General features: G+C 59.8%; 19 protein-coding genes. 5 read left to right on the top strand and 14 right to left on the bottom strand.

Annotated features, from left to right (window positions below; all coding sequences use genetic code 11):
• Positions 1-109 precede the first annotated feature (109 nt).
• Positions 110-835: a peptidoglycan editing factor PgeF gene (gene pgeF, locus IC37_RS07245; RefSeq protein WP_030129441.1), complete on the bottom strand. Its 726-nt coding sequence runs from the start codon at positions 833-835 to the stop codon at positions 110-112.
• Positions 832-1794, bottom strand: coding sequence for a 23S rRNA pseudouridine(1911/1915/1917) synthase RluD (gene rluD, locus IC37_RS07240; RefSeq protein WP_030129442.1), 963 nt, complete (start codon positions 1792-1794; stop codon positions 832-834). Before rluD ends, pgeF begins: the two co-directional genes overlap by 4 nt.
• A 151-nt stretch (positions 1795-1945) precedes the next feature.
• Here rluD and IC37_RS07235 point away from each other — a divergent pair, with 151 nt between their 5' ends.
• From IC37_RS07235 to IC37_RS07220, 4 genes are all read left to right on the top strand, one after another.
• Positions 1946-2968, top strand: coding sequence for an outer membrane protein assembly factor BamD (locus tag IC37_RS07235; protein ID WP_030129443.1), 1023 nt, complete (start codon positions 1946-1948; stop codon positions 2966-2968).
• A 136-nt stretch (positions 2969-3104) separates the two neighbouring features.
• Complete coding sequence (locus tag IC37_RS07230) at positions 3105-3338, top strand: PP0621 family protein (protein WP_081729316.1); 234 nt, start codon at positions 3105-3107, stop codon at positions 3336-3338.
• Entirely contained in the window at positions 3328-4917 is a 1590-nt protein-coding gene (locus tag IC37_RS07225) for a PAS domain-containing sensor histidine kinase (RefSeq protein ID WP_030129445.1), read from the top strand. The genes IC37_RS07230 and IC37_RS07225 overlap by 11 nt, the downstream gene beginning before the upstream one ends.
• A 2-nt stretch (positions 4918-4919) precedes the next feature.
• On the top strand, positions 4920-6260 hold the full coding sequence (locus IC37_RS07220) for a sigma-54 dependent transcriptional regulator (RefSeq protein ID WP_030129446.1): 1341 nt from the start codon (positions 4920-4922) through the stop codon (positions 6258-6260).
• 44 nt (positions 6261-6304) lie between these two features.
• On the opposite strand, the gene thiO is transcribed toward IC37_RS07220, so the two are convergent.
• The 7 genes from thiO to IC37_RS07185 are packed head-to-tail and all read right to left on the bottom strand — an operon-like array spanning position 6305 to position 13107.
• Positions 6305-7405 carry a glycine oxidase ThiO gene (thiO, locus tag IC37_RS07215; RefSeq protein ID WP_030129447.1) on the bottom strand — a complete coding sequence of 367 codons (1101 nt, stop codon included), beginning with the start codon at positions 7403-7405 and terminating at the stop codon, positions 6305-6307.
• A 56-nt stretch (positions 7406-7461) separates the two neighbouring features.
• Positions 7462-7863, bottom strand: a complete 402-nt coding sequence (locus IC37_RS07210) for a type IV pilin protein (protein ID WP_030129448.1) — start codon at positions 7861-7863, stop codon at positions 7462-7464.
• 14 nt (positions 7864-7877) lie between these two features.
• Positions 7878-11000 (bottom strand): pilus assembly protein, encoded by a 3123-nt coding sequence (locus IC37_RS07205; protein ID WP_030129449.1) that lies wholly within the window; start codon positions 10998-11000, stop codon positions 7878-7880.
• Positions 10987-11466: a PilX N-terminal domain-containing pilus assembly protein gene (locus IC37_RS07200; protein WP_030129450.1), complete on the bottom strand. Its 480-nt coding sequence runs from the start codon at positions 11464-11466 to the stop codon at positions 10987-10989. Before IC37_RS07200 ends, IC37_RS07205 begins: the two co-directional genes overlap by 14 nt.
• Positions 11467-11477: 11 nt before the next feature.
• A complete protein-coding gene (locus IC37_RS07195; RefSeq protein WP_030129451.1) occupies positions 11478-12191 on the bottom strand; it encodes a PilW family protein in 714 nt (237 codons plus the stop codon).
• Positions 12188-12637 (bottom strand): type IV pilus modification protein PilV, encoded by a 450-nt coding sequence (gene pilV / locus IC37_RS07190; protein ID WP_030129452.1) that lies wholly within the window; start codon positions 12635-12637, stop codon positions 12188-12190. Before pilV ends, IC37_RS07195 begins: the two co-directional genes overlap by 4 nt.
• A complete protein-coding gene (locus tag IC37_RS07185; protein WP_030129453.1) occupies positions 12634-13107 on the bottom strand; it encodes a GspH/FimT family pseudopilin in 474 nt (157 codons plus the stop codon). Before IC37_RS07185 ends, pilV begins: the two co-directional genes overlap by 4 nt.
• A gap of 130 nt (positions 13108-13237) precedes the next feature.
• Between IC37_RS07185 and IC37_RS07180 the strand changes: the two genes are divergently transcribed.
• Positions 13238-13795 (top strand): GspH/FimT family pseudopilin, encoded by a 558-nt coding sequence (locus tag IC37_RS07180; RefSeq protein WP_030129454.1) that lies wholly within the window; start codon positions 13238-13240, stop codon positions 13793-13795.
• Here IC37_RS07180 and ispH read toward each other — a convergent pair.
• The 5 genes from ispH to ribF form a co-directional block, all read right to left on the bottom strand.
• A complete protein-coding gene (gene ispH, locus IC37_RS07175; protein ID WP_008008700.1) occupies positions 13764-14711 on the bottom strand; it encodes a 4-hydroxy-3-methylbut-2-enyl diphosphate reductase in 948 nt (315 codons plus the stop codon). The genes IC37_RS07180 and ispH overlap by 32 nt on opposite strands.
• Before the next feature lie 192 nt (positions 14712-14903).
• Positions 14904-15341, bottom strand: a complete 438-nt coding sequence (gene fkpB / locus IC37_RS07170; protein WP_177318839.1) for an FKBP-type peptidyl-prolyl cis-trans isomerase — start codon at positions 15339-15341, stop codon at positions 14904-14906.
• Between the two features lie 7 nt (positions 15342-15348).
• Complete coding sequence (gene lspA, locus IC37_RS07165) at positions 15349-15861, bottom strand: signal peptidase II (RefSeq protein ID WP_007901890.1); 513 nt, start codon at positions 15859-15861, stop codon at positions 15349-15351.
• Positions 15854-18685 (bottom strand): isoleucine--tRNA ligase, encoded by a 2832-nt coding sequence (gene ileS, locus IC37_RS07160; RefSeq protein ID WP_030129455.1) that lies wholly within the window; start codon positions 18683-18685, stop codon positions 15854-15856. The genes lspA and ileS overlap by 8 nt, the downstream gene beginning before the upstream one ends.
• Entirely contained in the window at positions 18686-19636 is a 951-nt protein-coding gene (ribF, locus tag IC37_RS07155) for a bifunctional riboflavin kinase/FAD synthetase (protein ID WP_030129456.1), read from the bottom strand.
• Positions 19637-19720 lie beyond the last annotated feature (84 nt).

The raw sequence follows: 19720 nt of genomic DNA, 5'->3' as shown, positions 1-19720 counted from the left end.
AGGCCGGACCTATAAACATCCTGAATGAAGAAACCTGCCAGATACCGCTATAGATGCGGTCGATTCTGGGAGATTCAAGCGTCGTACAGTTGATGTAGATCAGAGAACGTTAGCGTTCAAGCCAGATCAGGGAGGCAAACCGACCGGTGCGTGGGCTGCGGCGGAAAGAGAAGAAGCGAGGATCGGTCACGGTGCAGAAACCACCGCCATAAACAGCGGTAACGCCCCGAGCAGCCAGACGTAAACGCGCCAGCTCATAGATGTCGGCCATGAACTTGCCGGCGTTTTGGCTCGGCACAAAGGCTTTGGCGGCTTCAGGCAATTGCTGGACGAAGGTTTCGCGCACTTCCGGGCCGACCTCAAAGGCTTTTGGGCCAATGGCCGGGCCGAGCCAGACCAGCACGTCTGCAGGCGGTACAGCCAGACTGTCGAGGGTCGCTTCCAGCACACCCGCCGCCAATCCGCGCCAACCGGCATGAGCGGCAGCGACGCGGGTGCCGGCGCGGTCGCAAAACAGCGCCGGCAGGCAATCAGCGGTCATCGCGGTGCAGGCGATACCGGGTGTTGCTGTCCAGCTGGCGTCGGCAGTGGCTACCAGGCTTGGGTCCGCTTGGGCCACAACAATGCCGTGAACCTGCTTTAACCAGGCCGGTTGAATAGAGAAATGATCGGTAAGGCGACGGCGGTTTTCGGCGACAGCGTCGGGGCTGTCGTCGACGTGATCGCCGAGGTTGAGGCTGTCGAACGGCGCCAGACTGACGCCGCCCGCACGGGTGGTGACGCAGGCTTTCACCCCGGCAGGCGCAGGCCAGTCGGGAATCAGCCAGTCACTCATCCGATGAACGCCTCGCGGTCTTGCTTGAGCAGTGTCAGCAACCAGACGAAATCGTCCGGCAGTGGCGATTCCCAGCTCATGCGTTTACCGGTGGTCGGATGATCCAGCTCCAGGAACCGCGCATGCAGCGCCTGACGCGGGAAGTTCTTCAAGGATTCGACCATGGTCACACTGGCCGCCGGCGGAATACGGAAACGACCGCCATAGGCAGGGTCTCCGACCAACGGGTAGTTGATGTGCGCCATGTGCACGCGAATCTGGTGTGTACGACCGGTTTCCAGCTTCACCCGCACGTGAGTGTGGGAGCGGAAACGCTCGAGCACGCGGTAATGGCTGACGGCTTGCTTGCCACCTTCCATCACGGCCATGCGCTGGCGTTGCTGGCCATGGCGACCGATCGGCGCGTTGATCTTGCCGCCGGCCGTCACCACGCCGATCACGATGCACTCGTAGATCCGGCTTACGCTGCGGCTCTGCAATTGCGTGACAAGCTGTGTCTGCGCCTGAATGGTCTTGGCCACCACCATCAGACCAGTGGTGTCCTTGTCCAGGCGATGCACGATACCGGCGCGGGGCACATTGATGATGTCCGGCACGTGGTGCAGCAAGGCGTTGAGCAAGGTGCCATCGGCGTGACCGGCGGCCGGATGCACCACCAGGCCCGCAGGCTTGTTGATCACCAGGATGTCGTCGTCTTCATAGACGATGTCCAGCTCGATGTCTTGAGCGATCCATTCGCCTTGAGCTTCCTGCTCGGCAGTCAGCTCAAGAACGGCACCACCGTGAACGATGTCTCGCGGGCGGATAACCGCCCCATCCACAGTCAGGCGGCCGTCTTTGATCCAGGCGGAAAGGCGCGAGCGCGAGTGCTCAGCGAATAGTTGTGCGGCGACTTGATCGAGGCGTTGGCCGCCCAATTCGGACGGCACCTCTGCGCGAAGTTCAATTTTATCGGACATGCTCAGACTAGGCGTCGGCACAGCCTTTGGTTTCGGCTGCGCGCTTGTGGTTAAATACGGCGTCTTTTGCCCCGAGGCTTTTCAACGGGGCGCTCATCATAACAGGACGGCCCCGCCCAAGACAGCGGCCGTCATAGGGACGCAAGCCGCCATGCAAGTGAAACACCTGCTGCTGATCGCCATCCTCGCATTGACCGCTGCTTGCTCATCGAAGGAAGTCGTAGACGAAAACCTGAGCGAAGTCGAGCTGTACCAGCAGGCTCAGCACGATCTGGACAACAATAGCTACACCAGCGCCACAGCCAAGCTGAAGGCCCTGGAGTCGCGTTATCCGTTCGGTCGCTACGCCGATCAGGCTCAACTCGAGCTCATCTACGCCAACTACAAGAATGCCGAGCCTGAGGCTGCGAAGTCCGCCGCCGAGCGTTTCATTCGTCTGCACCCGCAGCACCCGAACGTCGATTACGCCTACTACCTCAAGGGTCTGACCTCTTTCGACCAGGACGTTGGCCTGCTCGCGCGCTTCCTGCCGCTGGACATGACCAAGCGTGACCCGGGTGCCGCTCGCGACTCCTACAACGAGTTCGCCCAGCTGACCAGCCGCTTCCCGAACAGCCGTTACTCGCCGGATGCCAAACAGCGCATGATCTACCTGCGCAACCTGCTGGCTTCCTACGAAATTCACGTTGCCGACTATTACCTGACCCGTCAGGCCTATGTCGCCGCTGCGAACCGTGGTCGTTACGTGGTGGAAAACTTCCAGGAAACTCCTTCGGTCGGTGACGGCCTGGCGGTGATGACTGAAGCCTACCAGCGTCTGCACCTGGACGAACTGGCCGCAACCAGCCTCGAAACCCTGAAGCTCAACTACCCGAATCACCCAAGCCTGGTGGACGGTCAATTTGTGCCATCGAGGGATGAAGCCGATAACCGTTCGTGGCTGAGCAAGGCCACCCTGGGCCTGATCGAATCCCGTCCGCCACTGCCGCCGGGCGAAACCCGCGCCAACCAGGACGTGCAGAAGCAGTTCCAGGATGCCAAGGACGCTATTCCGAACGAACTCAAGCCTAAAGATGAAAACGGCGATGTGATCGAAGAAGAGCAGCACGAGTCCGAAGCCAACAACGCCGACCGCTCGTGGTTCAGCTACATGACTTTCGGCGTGTTCGACTGACGCTGGGGATTGTGCCGAGAAGGCGCCTTTCGAGGCGCCTTTTTTGTTGCCGGATTTCAGGGTTGGGCGCATTGCGCTGTGCGCCTGACCTGTCCTTGGCTAAACTGCCATTTCATTAATCAAAAAGCAGCTCACCATGCTTCGTTTATTGTTCTGGATCGCCCTGATTGCTGCTGCGGTATGGCTCTGGCGAAAATTCAAGGGCCCGGCTTCGGTTGCCAATACACCGCGCGAGCAAGACGCTCCGCCCATGGTTCGCTGTGCTCATTGCGGCGTACACCTGCCCCGCGACCGCGCGCTGAGACTTGAACAGCAGTGGTATTGCAGCCAGGCTCATCTTGAGCAAGGCCCGGACTCCAGTGATCACTGAGACGTCCAGTCCCGGCAACAAACAGGCCCTGCGACTGCTGCGCCTCTATCACCTCTACCGCTTAAGCGTCGGCATCACCCTGGTGCTGTTGATCTCCAGCAACATGGACAACCAGTTGCTGACGTTCGCCAATGACGACCTGCTGCGCAATGGCAGCTGGTCGTACCTGGTGCTGAATATCCTGCTGGTGGTCTTTCTGGGAAACGCCCGGCGCCCGGCGCAGTTGTTCAGCCTGACGCTGGTCGATGTCTTGCTGCTGTGCGGCCTGTTCTACGCGGCGGGGGGTGTGGCCAGCGCCATTGGCAACTTGTTGATCGTGTCTGTGGCCATCGGCAATACTCTGCTGCGCGGGCATATTGGCTTGCTGATCGCCGCGGTCGGGGCCCTCGGCATCGTGGGTTTGAGCTTCCTACTGAGCGTCAGCCATCCCGCCAGCGCCAGCGATTACCTGCAAGTCGGCACCCTCGGTGCCCTGTGTTTTGCCGCAGCATTGCTGGTGCAAGGTCTGGTCCGACGACTGGAAGTCAGCGAAACCCTGGCCGAGCAGCGGGCCAGCGAAGTACTCGGCCTCGAAGCCCTCAATGCACTAATCCTGCAACGCATGCGCACAGGCATTCTGGTGCTCGACGAGCAGCGGCGGGTACAACTGGCCAATCACAGCGCCCTGACCTTGCTGGGGCGGGAAAAACTGGATGGGCAGTTGATCGACGATCATTCGATGCCGTTGGTCGAGCGGCTCCAACTGTGGTTCAACAATCCGACTTTGCGCCCGCAAAGCCTGAAAATCGCCAGCAATGGCCTGGAGCTGCAACCGAGCTTCATAGCCCTGGACCAAAGCCCGCACCACCAGACGCTGGTCTTTCTCGAAGACCTCGCCCAAATCGCTCAACAAGCCCAGCAACTGAAACTCGCCGCCCTCGGTCGCCTGACCGCCGGTATTGCCCATGAGATCCGCAATCCACTGGGCGCCGTCAGTCACGCCGCGCAATTGCTGCAGGAATCCGAGGAACTGAACAGCACGGATCGGCGTCTGACGCAGATTATTCAAGACCACTCTCAGCGCATGAATCGGGTAATCGAAAACGTCCTGCAACTGTCCCGCCGCCAGCAAACCGAGCCGCAACGGCTTGATCTGCGGCCGTGGCTGGAGCACTTCATCGCCGAAACCCGCGAAGGGACGACCGAGCGTCAGCAGATTCACCTGCGCATCGGTTCGGGAGACTTCAAAACCCTGATGGATCCGAATCAACTGACCCAGATTCTCGACAATCTATTGCGCAACGCCTGGCGCCACAGCGCCCTGAACCACGATCAGGCGCAGGCCTGGCTCGAACTGTTTGTCGACCCGGACAGCCAGTTGCCGACCCTTGAAGTCCTGGACGATGGCCCCGGCGTGGCGCCGGACCAGCGCACGCATTTGTTCGAACCGTTCTTCACCACCAGCAGCCAGGGTACTGGCCTGGGGCTTTATCTGTCCCGTGAGCTGTGCGAAAGCAATCAAGCCCGCCTAGACTTCAAACCACGCCAAGGCGGCGGCTGCTTTCGCATCACCTTTGCTCACGGACGGAAACAAAGTTGAACATGAGCCCACGGCAAAAAATCCTGATCGTCGACGATGAGCCGGATATCCGCGAACTCCTGGAAATCACCCTGGGACGGATGAAACTCGACACCTTCAGTGCCCGCAACCTCGCAGAAGCGCAAGCACTGCTGGCACGGGAGACGTTCGACCTGTGCCTGACCGACATGCGCCTGCCCGACGGCACCGGTCTGGCGCTGGTACAGCACATCCAGCAGCGTTATGCGCAAGTGCCAGTGGCGATGATCACCGCCTACGGCAGCCTGGAGACAGCAATCAACGCCCTCAAGGCCGGCGCCTTCGATTTTCTGACCAAACCGGTCGACCTCACCCGTCTGCGCGAACTGGTCATCAGCGCGCTGAGTTTGCCTGCGCCGGGCGGCGCCAGCAGCGCCATCGACCGTCGGCTGCTGGGTGACTCACTGCCGATGCGTAGCCTGCGCAAACAAATCGACAAACTGGCCCGCAGCCAGGCCCCGGTGTACATCAGCGGCGAGTCCGGCAGCGGCAAAGAATTGGTCGCCCGGCTGATCCACGAGCAAGGCCCACGCGCCAGCCGACCGTTCGTGCCGGTGAACTGCGGGGCTATCCCGTCGGAATTAATGGAAAGTGAATTTTTCGGCCATCGCAAAGGCAGTTTCAGCGGCGCCATCGAAGACAAACCCGGGCTGTTCCAGGCCGCTCATGGCGGCACTTTGTTCCTCGATGAAGTCGCAGACCTGCCGCTGGCGATGCAGGTCAAACTTTTGCGGGCAATTCAAGAGAAAGCCGTGCGCAGCATCGGTGGCCAGCAGGAAACCGTGGTCGATGTGCGCATCCTCTGCGCCACGCACAAGGACCTCAATGCCGAAGTCGCCGCCGAACGCTTTCGCCAGGATTTGTACTACCGCCTCAATGTGATCGAGTTGCGGGTGCCACCCTTGCGCGAACGCCGCGACGACATTGAGCTTCTGGCCAACAATATGCTCAAGCGACTGGCGACCGGCACTGGCCAACCCGCCGCAAAACTCCACCCGCAAGCCCTCGACGCACTGAAAAGCTATCGTTTTCCAGGGAACGTGCGGGAATTGGAGAACATGCTCGAACGGGCACACACCTTGTGCGAGAACAAACAAATCGAAACCAGCGACCTGCGGCTGGCCGAAGGCAACTGCAACCCGGACGGCGGTGTGCCGGACCTGACGCAAATCGACAATCTGGAAGCCTATCTGGAAAACGTCGAACGCAAACTCATCCTCCAGGCCCTGGAAGAAACCCGCTGGAACCGCACGGCTGCGGCTCAGCGATTGAATCTGTCGTTTCGGTCGATGCGTTATCGACTTAAGAAATTGGGTTTGGATTGAGGACCCCTTCGCGGGCAATCCGGCCGACAACAAAGATCACTCGGTCAGATCCGCCCAGCCGGTGCATACGGCGCAGGATCGATAATCGGCGACCGCCCCAGCATCACATCCGCAAACAACTGACACGAGGCCGGCGCCAGCACCAGCCCGTTACGGTAATGCCCGCAGTTGAGCCAGAGCCCGTCAAACCCCGGCACCCGGCCAATATAGGGAATCCCTTCCGGCGACCCCGGCCGTAACCCGGCCCAATGCCCCACCACTTCGGCATCCGCCAGCGCCGGAATCAACTCCACCGCCGAGGCCTTCAGGCTTTCCAGCGCGGTGTCGGTCGGCGTCTTGTCGAAGCCTTCATGCTCCAGCGTACTGCCGATCAGAATGTGCCCATCACGCCGAGGAATGGCATAACGCCCCTTGGCAAGGACCATGCTCGGAAGGAAATTCGCCGCGCACTTGTAGAGAATCATCTGACCTTTGACCGGCTCGACCGGCAGCTCCAGACCCAGTTTTTTCAGCAAGTCCCCACTCCAGGCCCCCGCCGTCAAAACCACCTCATCACCCCGAATGGCCCCTATCGAGGTCTGTACCCCGACCACCGCAGCGCCTTCACGGATAAACCCGCTGACCTCGCATTGCTCATGAATCGTCACGTTCGGCAGCGCCAGCAAAGCGGCCTTGAGGGATTTCACCAGCCGAGGATTACGCACGTTGGCCACATCGGCCATGTAAATCGCCCGCGAAAAACCGGCGCCCAATACCGGCACCGCATCGTGTGCCGCAGAGATATCCACAGCCCGCAGCGGACGGTTTTCCCGTTTGGCCCAGGCGAGCGCTTCGGCTTCGTCATCCAGGTCCAGCCAATACAACCCGGTGGTGTGAACTTCAGGATCGACGCCAGTGGCGGCGAACAAACGCTCCGCCAGCTGTGGATAAAAATCCTGGGACCAATGAGCCAACGCAGTGACCGCCGGGCTATAACGCCACGGGTAGAGGGGCGAGACGATCCCGCCACCGGCCCAGGACGACTCCTGACCGACATTCGAGCGGTCCAGCAGCACGACGTTCTGCACTTCGGACGCGAGATTGAACGCCGTCAGCAGGCCAATCACCCCGCCGCCGACAATCACCACTTGCTGTTGCCTGCTCATGTTCTGATCCAACCGTTCAATAGACAGAGGGCGCAAAGGGCGCCCGAAAAATAAACTCAGCGACCCCAGCAATCCTTAGTGGTCAGGCCGGACGTGGCATTGACCATGCTTCTGACGCCGGTGTTGGTGAGAGTGAAATTCCCACATTTGTCGTTCGCCATGGACGAACCGGCCTTGCGTGTTGCCGTCAGCAGGAAGGTCTGATCGGTCAGGGTCGGGGTGATGGTATAGAAGTCATTGCCGGCGCTCAGACCGGTGGCATTGGTGTAGACATTATTCTTCGAATAGAAGCGCTCAAGGATCTGTGCCTGCTCGGAAAGCAGCCCGGCCACTTCAGTACGGCGGCCCTTTTTTACGTACTCGGTGAGGCTCGGGTAGCCAATAGTGATGACGATCCCGATGATCGCAATCACGATCATGATTTCGATCAGGGTAAAACCTCGGTTGGATCTGCGCATGCCTCAACTCTCACTTACTGTATTTGTCGCCACATAATGCGACGGCCGCTGCCGCCACCAGACTTTTCCACCAGAGTGGTCACGCCACCAGCGGAGTCGTTCACGATCTTGCGGGTTGCGTCATTGACGACCGCGTTCAGGGTCGGGATACCGCCAGTGAAGATCACCCCGCTGGAAATCGTGTCAGTGCTGTCGACCGTCCCGTCAGCATTGGTGTCGAGCACCGCGTAATTGAGCATCTTACCGCTGAATGCATCGAGTTCGACCAGTTTACCGGTGCCGAAGCTGGCACAGGGATCCGTGCTATCCATACTGGCCGTGGTAAACACAATTCGCCCCGATACCAGAGTGGCCTGATTGATCACCCGCTCTCCCGTCAGCACATTGTTGTACACCAGCGGCAAGTACCAGCCTTTCTTTGCCGGGTAGGTCACTTCGTTCTGGCTGGTGGTGATGAATTGCCCGGTGCTGCCGGAAAACACACCGGTCACCGCCTGCGCCTGCAAGCTGGAAGTGGTGATTTGCCCCGCGCCCCCCTCCGCATCCCATACCGCGTAGAACGCCTGCAGATCCTTGTTGGTCTTGTCGGCGGTCTCATTGAGTTTGCCGGTACCGAAAAACACTTCCTTGCCGCCCGATGCATGATCGGCGAGCAATGGTTGAACGGAGATCGGCTGGGTCGCGCCGCCTGCCGTGGTGAATAACGGCTTGCTGGAAAACGCCAACCCCCAGGTGTCGGTGGTGGCGCCACTCATATCGAACTTCCACAACCGCCCTTTCAGGTCGCCACCATAGGCGGCCTGCACTACATTCTGCGAGTTGACCCTGAGCTTCACCGATGACAGGCCGTTGGTGGTTTCTGTACTGTCGACCACGATTTTCTTGATCAACGTACCGTCGCGAATATCCACCACATACAGCGCTGCCACCCCGGAGTTGCTGCCATAGCCGTTGGAGATGAACGCGGCCCAGCGCCCATCAGCCAAGCGTGCCACTTCCGGGCGCGCATAGGCATAACCCAGATCATTGAAAACGTTCGCCGTATTGGCCGTGGCTGGCGCACTGATTTCCCACAATGCCCTGGTCACGTTACCGGCCGAGGCGTCGAACAGTTGCAGCGCATAGAACGTTTTGCCGCCCGCTCCTGTTCCGCCAATCGCCAGGGTTTTCCAGGTGCTATCGAGTTGAGCATCGAACACGCCGAGCTGACCGTCGACCAGATATTTGTGGCTCACACCATTGATGTAAGTGGGCTCAGCGATGTAGCGCAATGATGGCAGCACACTGGAGGGCATATAGCCGTAGCGTCTGACACCGTTGGCCGAGTTGATGACGTTTACAAAACCGTCGTTGGCGTTCACCACCAGGCTGGAGTTCATGTTGGCGGCTTTGGTGGCGAGGTAGGTGCTGTAGGTAGTATCCCCCGCCAGATCGGACGCGGTTTTGTCCGTGGGACCGGCCAGCACGAGAGGCGAATTGATGATATCGCCGAGCAACACACTGCGTGTTTTCAAACCGGTTTTATTGATGCCTTTGCTCCACTCCACCAGATCGCTGCCGGTGATACCGATGGGTAAGCTCTGGTTGAGGGATATCTGCTGGGCCGGGGAAAAATTGCCATAGGCCAGAGTGACAGCGGCGTTGGTCTCAGTATTCCAGGACTGGTAGGTCGGCGCAGTGGCACCGGGCACGATGGTGGTATCGGTCGTCCACAGCACCGCAGCGGTGTTAACCATCCCCGCCGATGTGAAGCCCAAGGATTTGATGGTGCCGTGCCAGTCCTTGGTATCGTAGCTGGTCTGGAAGTAGCTCGAATTGCTGGTCAGGGTTGTGCCATTGGTCACGCCGCTACCACCCGAGCCAGCCTTGGCGGTGATGTCGCTCAAGGCTGAAGACAATGCGCTGTTGAGCCCCGCACCGTCGGTCGCCTGGTAGTACTTACCCTGTCCATAGCTGGCGGCATCCGACAACATCTGGTTTGCCGTGGTGAAACCCACGGTATAGGTGTTGAGGTTCTGCTTGGGAAAATCCAGGGCGTTCCAGCCTTTTCCTGTGATGTCGGTACCCGTGGACCGCATGTCAATATCGAAGGCGAACTTGGCGATGTCATCCAGATAAAAGGTGTCGCCCTCTTTGTCGCCGACGGGGTTGGCGCCATCGTTACTGCTGATACCGTCCCAGTTCGGTAAGCGGCTAGGGCCCAGCGGATCGTCAGTGGGAAAGGTGTGATCGAAGGTCGGCAGACCACCGGTGATCACCACCCCGTAATTTCTCTGGCAGCGATACTGAATCGGACTGGTGTAGGTGGTGACCATCGAGTTGTTGTATGGCGCCATGCCACGGAAATAGCGGGTGACCTCGTAATAGGCTTCAGCCAGCGGCACATGGGCCTGTGCGCTCAGCTCGTCGATTCCGGCGATCAATGCGTTGTAGTTGGTATCGGCCTGAGCCTGGGTCACGCTGCCGCTGACTGCCGACAAATCACTGATCGAACGGGCAATGTAACCGCCGTCATCCTTATGGTAGCCAACCGCCAGGTTGAACGTCGCCAGGCCGATGCGCAGCGAGCGGTTGCTGGTCACTAACGTCTTTGAGACGTTGCGCGCCACATTCATCCGGTAATCATTGGGGATCGAACCATCAGTGAAATCCCGGTCAGCATTGTTCGCCAGGCTTAGCAGATAGGACAGGTATTTGGCCGTATATAGGGTGTCCTCGCTCCCCACCGGATCAGGAAGGTTCAGGCAAAGCGAATCCAGACCGGAAACGCTGTTCATATAAAAACCGTACCATCCGGCCTTCGAACATGTCCCATGATTCAAACTCGACAAGGGAATATTGCCATCAGCCACGTCAAGCTCACGGCCTTTGTTGCACGAACCATTGGAGAGGCAAATAGTCACCGGGGTACGTGCGACCGTCGGGTCGAAGCCTGCCGCCCAGATAATGCTGTTCATACCCTTCGAATCATCGAGTAACAGCATCACATTGGGTGCCACGGCGACGGCGTTCAACAGCGGTGAATCCGAGGGCGTGAAGGCGTAAGTCGGCGCGGCCAGATAAAGGCTCAACGCCGCGCCACAGAACAACTTCAACAACCACCGGCGCCAGCCTGTGCGGGTCTCAGTACTTCGCATAAACACTCTCCACCACACTGCGCGAGTTGCCCACGATGCCCACGGCGGTCACCCGGTATAGCGTTGCCGACGTATTGCTCGGCACGTTCACGGCCGTCAGGGTTGTGCCGATGTTCTGCACCCCGTAAAAGCCGTTGCCGGAGGCGATCCAGGTCACCCCCGAGGTGGAATTGAACCCGGCGGCGGTGATGGCCGACGCCTCGGCCGGCGGCGCGCATTGGCTGGTACCGCTGCAAACCGGCAATGAATAGGTGTCCAGTTGCACCGCGCTTTCACCGACGCGTAACGCCGCTTCCGCGCCCTGGAACGACTGATTGCGCAGGATCACGCTGCCGGCCATTTTTTCCTGCAACGTAGCGCTTTGCATCGACGAAAGACCGATCAACGTCAACACCAGCAGAAACACCAGGCTGACCAACAGCGCCATACCGCGCTGGGCGTGAGGGGGCATGGGAGAAATACTCATCGGCCCTCCCCTCATGGCAACCGGTTGCGCAAGGCGGCAACCACGTTGAAGGTTTGACTGTGTACCCGGTCGTTCGGGTCCCTCAGCGTCAGCGTCAGTCGCACACTGCGGATTCGTGCCGGATCGGACGGGTTGCTGCTGTAGCTGGAGGCGGCCGTATCCGTGGCCGAACTGGCGAGGCCGAAGCTCACATTGAAGGCACTGACATGGTTCACCAGCACCTGCTGCGTCGGCGTGCCGACACCCGAGCCCATCAGCAGTTGATCGTTACTGAAGCTGTAGACCAGACGCCGGATCGGAAACGCCAACTGTCCCGACGGCGGCGCAGGTGCACCGGAGTAAGCCGTCGCGGTGTTGCGGCAGTCGGAAACTACTGTCCAGGTTGGCACCCCGCCACTGCCGCCAACATCGGCGGTAACAAGCGTTAACTTGAGGTTGGCATTGTCCCAACTGATCGGCGTGATTTGACTGGCATTGAAACTCCCTGCCGTGCTGGCGTCGGTAATCATACCCAGACAACCAAACATACCGACCATGCGAATTTCCTGAATCATCTTGCTCAGGACGAACCGTGCATCTTCCTGCATGCCGGCGGCAGTGTTCTGGCTGACGTAGGTGTTTTTAGCCGCGATGAAAATCTGCGCCACGCCCAGAATCACCACCAGGCTCAACGCCAGGGCGATCAGCAATTCGATCAGGCCGAAACCTCTATTGGCTCTGATCATGGTGTCGTCGCCGGATCAACGGTGGCGCGACTGGTGAGGACAAAACTACGGCGCGAGTCGGCGGTATTGGCGGCTCGCGAGTCGTCCCAGGTAATGGTAATGGTATACACCCGCTGGTTGCGGGCGATGCTGCCGGTCGCCGTGGCGCCGCCGAAACTGGCGATGTTGCGGGTGAAGTCGTAAAGGTCCTGATCCCGGGCCACGCTCAAATTACCCGAGGTCGGTGGCGTAACGGTGTAATCGGCGCCGGAGTTGGCGCGAATGCGGTCCATCATGTCGTAGGCGATAAAACTCGCCTGACTGGTCATCCGCGAGCTGTCGGTGTACTTCAGCGCATTGAGCTGAATCGCTGCGGCGCCCAACAACCCCACGGCCAGAACCAACAACGCGACCAGTACCTCGATCAGCGTCATGCCCTCCTGTGCGCGCTTGCTCCAGCCTCTCATCCGCAACTTCCACCCAATAGAATTCGTCCGTTCAAACACACATTCAGCGTCCTGCTCTGTGCCCCCAGTACATAACTGATCACGACGGCCGTGGACGGTGCCGACAAACCGCCCAGATTATTGAAATCAATCGCAGTCACTCCTGAGGTTAGCGTCAGAGTTGCACCACTGCTCATCGCTGGAACAACCCGCAATACATTGGCCGGGTTGCCGGTACCGTCATAAACGGTCAGATCGCCGGTCCAGATACTCCCGCCTGCTGTCGGGCGAACCCGGGTGGTAATGCCCCGGTCGATCGCCTCAAGCCGCGCGTAATTGAGCGCGCGTTGCAGGTCGCCGATCTCGGTGTCGGCCTTGGTGTTTTGCACCGAACGGGTAAACGCCGGAACGGCCAAGGTAATCAGGATCAGAAACACGGCGAGCGTGATCAGCAGCTCGATCAGCGTGAAACCTTTTGTACGATGATCCATCGGTGCGCTCCGTTGCCGTCGGCTATACCTGCTTCTACACGCTAGAACATTCGACCGGCCCCCGTCGTTTGATTTGCCGCGAAAGGCGCATGGATTGCGCCGCCCCACACGTTCCAGGGAGGGAGTGCTAATGCCGCAACAGGGTTTCAGTCTGGTCGAACTGCTTATGGGACTGGCGATTGGCGCAATTGTTCTGTCGCTGGTCAGTCCGGCGTTTGCCACGCTCACCGAATCGAACCATCGACAACAGGCAGCCGAGTCGCTGATCAGCGGAATCCGGCACGCCAGAACCCTGGCCATCACCCGCAACCAGAGCGTGGTCATTCATGGCATCAACGGCGACTGGAGTCAGGGCTGGCGGATCATTCTGGACATCAGCGGCAAAGGGCCGGAGGACAGCAGCAATCCGCTGCTGGTGGAGAGTGCGAGTGATGCGCGGACGCCGATTGTCGGTAATTGGTGGGTCAGACGTTTTGTGCGGTTCAGCAGTCTGGGGGAACCGCTGATGTCTGAGGGGAGATTTCAGGCAGGGAGACTGCACATTTGCGCGACTCGTGAGCCAGTCAGCCACCTCCAGGTTGTACTGGCACGAAGTGGCCGAGTGCGCCTGAGCAGCGAAAAGGCTGAGCAGGCGCTGTGTCGAAAGGCTAAAAGCGTTAAAGCAGTGAACGCACGCGCAGCTCTTTAGGCATGGAGAAAGTGATGTTCTCCTCGCGGCCGGCCAGTTCATCGGCGCCAGTAGCGCCCCAGGCCTGCAATTGCTGGATGACACCGCGCACCAATACTTCCGGAGCGGAGGCACCGGCCGTGATGCCAATCCGCTCGACACCGTCGAACCAGCTCTTTTGCAGGTCTTCGGCACCGTCGATCAGATAGGCCGGGGTGGCCATGCGTTCAGCCAGTTCACGCAGGCGATTGGAGTTGGAGCTGTTCGGGCTGCCAACCACCAGCACCACATCGCATTCGTCTGCCAGTTGCTTGACGGCGTCCTGACGGTTTTGCGTGGCGTAGCAGATGTCGTCCTTGCGCGGACCGCCGATCGCCGGGAATCGAGTACGCAAGGCGTCGATCACGCGACTGGTATCGTCCATGGACAGGGTGGTCTGGGTGACGAAGGCCAGTCTTTCAGGGTTGTTGACTTGCAACGCGGCGACGTCTTTCTCGTCCTCGACCAGATAGATCGCGCCACCATTGCTGCCATCATATTGGCCCATGGTGCCTTCGACTTCCGGGTGACCGGCGTGGCCGATGAGGATGCATTCACGGCCGTCGCGGCTGTAACGCGCGACTTCGATGTGCACCTTGGTCACCAGCGGGCAGGTCGCGTCGAACACCTTCAGGCCACGGCCTGCGGCTTCAGTGCGCACTGCCTGGGAAACGCCATGGGCGCTGAAGATCACGATCACGTCGTCCGGCACCTGATCCAGCTCTTCGACGAAGATCGCCCCACGGGCGCGCAGGTCTTCGACGACGAATTTGTTGTGGACCACTTCGTGGCGCACGTAGATCGGCGGCCCGAAGACTTCCAGGGCGCGGTTGACGATTTCGATCGCCCGGTCCACACCGGCGCAGAAGCCACGGGGGTTGGCGAGTTTGATTTGCATGCTGTGCCTCGTGTCTTGCGCGCAAGAAATAGTAATGCCACCTGTCATTCGAACACCGGGCTCGAAAACAGTGAAAATCTTAATGTGGGAGCGGGCTTGCTCGCGAAGAGTCCCTGACATTCAACATTGATATTGACTAACACGACGCCTTCGCGAGCAAGCCCGCTCCCACATTGGACCGAGTTCGGTCGGTTACAGCGCTTTGACGTTGATGATCTCGACGTCAAAGGTCAAGGTTTTACCGGCCAGCGGGTGGTTGAAGTCGATGGTCACCTGGGCGTCATCGAATTCTTTCACCACACCGGGCAGCTCAGTATTGGCCGCATCGTTGAAGATCACCAGCAAGCCAGGCGACAGTTCCATATCCTTGAACTGCGAGCGCGGGATGATCTGCACATTTTGCGGGTTAGGCTGACCAAAGGCGTTTTCCGGCTCGATGGTCAGAGTGCGCTTGTCGCCGGCCTTGAAGCCGAACAGCGCTGCTTCGAAACCTGGCAACAGGCTGCCGTCGCCAACCTTGAAGGTCGCTGGGGCTTTGTCGAAGGTACTGTCGACGGTGTCGCCGTTCTCAAGACGCAATGCAAAGTGCAAGGTGACTTCCGTGTTCTGGCCGATGCGTTGCTCAGCCAATACCTGTTCAGTCATGAACGGTTTCTCCGGTTTTTTTACTTTTGAACATATCCAGTGCAAGCATCACGGCACCGACAGAAATTGCGCTGTCGGCAAAGTTGAACGCCGGGAAATACCAGCGGTTCTGCCAATGCACCAGAATGAAGTCGATCACATGGCCCAAGGCAATGCGGTCGTACAGGTTACCCAGCGCGCCACCCAGCACCAGCGCCAAGGCGACTGCCAGCCAGGTTTCGTTGCGCCCCAGGCGCTTGAGCCAGACCACCAGCACCGCACTGACCACCACCGCGATCAGAGCGAACAGCCAGCGCTGCCAGCCCGAGCTGTCCGCCAGGAAACTGAAAGCCGCGCCGGTGTTGTAGGCCAGGGTCCAGCTGAAGTAATCGGGGATCACCACGATTTGCTGGTACATGCTCAGTGAGCCTTCGAAGTAGAACTTGCTGGCCTGGTCGATGACCAGGACCAGCAAACTCAACCAGAGCCAGCTCAGCCGTCCGAAACGGCCAACGGCATTAGGCATAGTGACGAACCTCGCCAGCGCCGCTGATGTTGTCGACGCAACGACCGCAGATTTCCGGATGCTCCGGGTTCACGCCGACGTCTTCACGGCAATGCCAGCAACGGGCGCACTTGGCATGGCTCGACTTGACCACTTTGAGCTTCAGGCCGCCAACTTCGGTGATCACTGCGTCTGCCGGTGCCTGCACGAACGGTGCAACGGTGGCAGTCGAGGTAATCAACACAAAGCGCAGTTCGTTGCTCAGCTTGGCCAGGTCGGCGCTCAGCGCGTCTTCGGCGAACAGCGTAACTTCGGCTTGCAGGTTGCCACCGACGGCCTTCGCCGCGCGCTGGATTTCCATTTCCTTGTTGACCGCCACCTTCACCGCCATGATCCGTTCCCAGTAGGCACGGTCCAGTTCGAAGCCTTCCGGCAATTCGGTCAGGCCTTCGTACCAGGTATTGAGCATCACAGACTCGTTACGCTCGCCCGGCAGGTACTGCCACAGCTCGTCGGCGGTGAACGCCAGGATCGGCGCGATCCAGCGCACCAGCGCTTCGCTGATGTGGTACAGCGCGGTTTGCGCCGAGCGACGGGCCTTGCTGTTGGCGCCAGTGGTGTACTGACGGTCCTTGATGATGTCGAGGTAGAAACCGCCCAGCTCCTGCACGCAGAAGTTGTGGATCTTGGAGTAGACGTTCCAGAAGCGGTATTCGCCGTAGTGCTCTTGCAACTCGCGTTGCAGCAGCAGGGTGCGATCCACGGCCCAACGGTCCAGCGCCAGCATTTCTTCGGCCGGCAGGATGTCGGTGGCCGGGTTGAAACCGGTCAGGTTGGAAAGCAGGAAGCGCGCGGTGTTACGGATGCGCCGGTAGGCGTCCGCACTGCGTTGCAGGATCTGCTCGGAAACCGCCATTTCACCCGAGTAGTCGGTAGAAGCGACCCACAGACGCATGATATCGGCGCCCAGGGTGTCGTTGACCTTCTGCGGCGCGATGACGTTGCCCAAGGACTTGGACATTTTGCGACCGGACTCGTCAACGGTGAAACCGTGGGTCAGCAACTCGCGGTACGGGGCGTGGTCGTCGATGGCGCAACCGGTCAGCAACGACGAGTGGAACCAGCCGCGGTGTTGGTCCGAACCTTCCAGGTACAGGTCGGCGCGTGGACCGGTCTCGTGGCCCATCGAGTGCGAACCGCGCAGGACGTGCCAGTGCGTGGTGCCCGAGTCGAACCAGACGTCCAGGGTGTCGCTGATCTTGTCGTACAGCGGCGCTTCTTCACCGAGCAACTCGGCGGCGTCCATCTTGAACCAGGCGTCGATGCCTTCGACTTCGACACGCTGGGCAACGATTTCCATCAGCTCGACAGTGCGTGGGTGCAGTTCGCCGCTTTCCTTGTTCAGGAAGAACGGGATCGGCACGCCCCAGTTGCGCTGACGGGAGATGCACCAGTCCGGACGGTTGGCGATCATCGAGTGCAGGCGCGCCTGGCCCCAGGCCGGAACGAACCTGGTTTCTTCGATGGCCTTGATCGCCCGCTTGCGCAGGGTTTCGCCGGTGGCTGGCTCTTTGTCCATGCCGATGAACCACTGCGCGGTGGCGCGGTAGATCAGCGGGGTCTTGTGACGCCAGCAGTGCATGTAGCTGTGTTCAATGACGGTGGTATGCAGCAGCGCGCCGACTTCGGTCAGCTTGTCGACGATCGCCGGGTTGGCCTTCCAGATGAACTGGCCGCCGAAAAACTCCAGTGAGGTCGCGTACACGCCGTTGCTTTGCACCGGATTGAGGATGTCGTCGTTGACCATGCCATAGGCTTTGCAGGTCACGAAGTCGTCTACGCCGTAGGCTGGCGAGGAGTGAACCACACCTGTGCCCGCGCCCAGTTCGACGTATTCGGCCAGGTAAACCGGCGACAGACGATCGTAGAATGGGTGACGGAAATTGATCAGTTCCAGTTCTTTACCGGTGGTGGTCGCAATGACCGAGCCTTCCAGGCTGTAACGGGCAAGGCACGACTCGACCAGCTCTTCAGCCAGCACCAGCAGTTTGTCGCCGACGTCGACCAAGGCGTAGTTGAATTCCGGGTGAACGTTCAGCGCCTGGTTGGCCGGGATGGTCCACGGGGTGGTGGTCCAGATCACGATCGAGGCAGGTTTGCCCAGCGACGGCAGACCGAACGCGGCAGCCAGTTTGGCTTCATCAGCGATCGGGAACGCCACGTCGATGGTCGCGGATTTTTTGTTCTCGTACTCGACTTCCGCTTCAGCCAGGGCCGAACCGCAGTCAAAGCACCAGTTCACAGGCTTCAGGCCCTTGAACACGAAGCCACCCTTGACGATTTCCGCCAGGGCGCGGATTTCACCGGCCTCGTTTTTGAAGTCCATGGTCTTGTACGGGTTCGCGAAGTCGCCCAACACACCCAGACGAATGAACTCGGACTTCTGGCCTTCGATCTGCTCGGTGGCGTAGGCACGGCACAGTTCGCGGGTCTTGTCCGCGCCCAGGTTCTTGCCGTGGGTCACTTCGACTTTGTGCTCGATCGGCAGACCGTGGCAGTCCCAGCCCGGAACATAAGGCGCGTCGAAACCCGACAGGGTTTTCGAGCGGATGATCATGTCCTTGAGAATCTTGTTCAGCGCATGACCGATGTGAATCGTGCCGTTGGCGTACGGAGGACCGTCGTGCAGGACGAACTTCGGACGATCCTTGCCAATCTCGCGCAACTTACCGTACAGGCCAATGCTGTCCCAGCGCTGCAGAATCTGCGGTTCGCGCTGAGGCAGGCCGGCCTTCATTGGGAAGGCGGTGTCCGGAAGGTTTAGCGTGGCTTTATAGTCGGTCATTTAAGGCTCTTCATTAGCGATTGGCGCTAGGTGCGACAGGGCACGGGCGGCGGCGACATCCGCATTGATCGCCGTCTTAAGCGCCTCCAGAGAGGCGAAACGCTGCTCTTCACGCAGCTTGTGGTGGAAAACCACCGTCAAACGCCGGTCATACAGATCGCCGGCAAAATCTAAAAGGTGTACTTCGAGGTGGGCTTTGCCATCCCCTTCGACCGTTGGCCGCACGCCGATATTGGCGACGCCGGGCCAGGTCTTGCCGTCGATGTCGACGTTGACCAGGTAAACCCCGCTCAGCGGCACACGACGACGCTTGAGCTGCACGTTGGCCGTGGGCGTACCCAATTGGCGCGCCAGCTTCTGGCCATGCAGCACCCGCCCCGCAATCCGGAACGGATGACCGAGCAGCCGCTCGGCCAAGGCAAAATCGGCAGCGGCCAGGGCATTACGCACCTGAGTGCTGCTGACACGAATGCCGTCCAGCTCGACGGTCTGCGCCGCTTCGACGGTAAATCCCTGAAGGACGCCGGCCTGTTGCAGGAAATCGAAATCCCCTAGCCGGTCACAACCGAAACGGAAATCGTCGCCCACTTCCAGATGCTGCACGCCGAGGCCGTCCACCAGAATAGTATCGACGAATTCGCTGGCGCTGAGTTTGCTCAGGCGCTGATTGAACGCCAGGCACAGCACCCGGTCGACACCTTGTTCGGCCAGCAACTGCAGTTTGTCCCGCAGGCGGGCCAGACGGGCCGGGGCGGTGTCCGGGGCGAAGAACTCTCGCGGCTGCGGCTCAAAAATCACCACGCAGCTGGGTACACCCAACTCGAGCGCACGCTCACGCAGCCGGGCCAGGATAGCCTGGTGACCACGGTGAACACCGTCAAAGTTGCCAATAGTGGCGACACAGCCCCGATGCTGGGGGCGCAGGTTGTGGAGGCCTCGAACCAGCTGCATAACGCGCTTCTTGCTCATAAAGTGGTCGATTATAACCACACCCGGCGGCCGACGACAGGCAACACCGTAACCCAAAGTGATCGA

It is taken from the genome of Pseudomonas sp. QTF5 (assembly GCF_000512695.2).
Lineage (GTDB): Bacteria > Pseudomonadota > Gammaproteobacteria > Pseudomonadales > Pseudomonadaceae > Aquipseudomonas.
The sequence above is the reverse complement of the archived record's forward strand: the minus strand, read 5'-3'. Positions and strand labels throughout refer to the sequence as shown.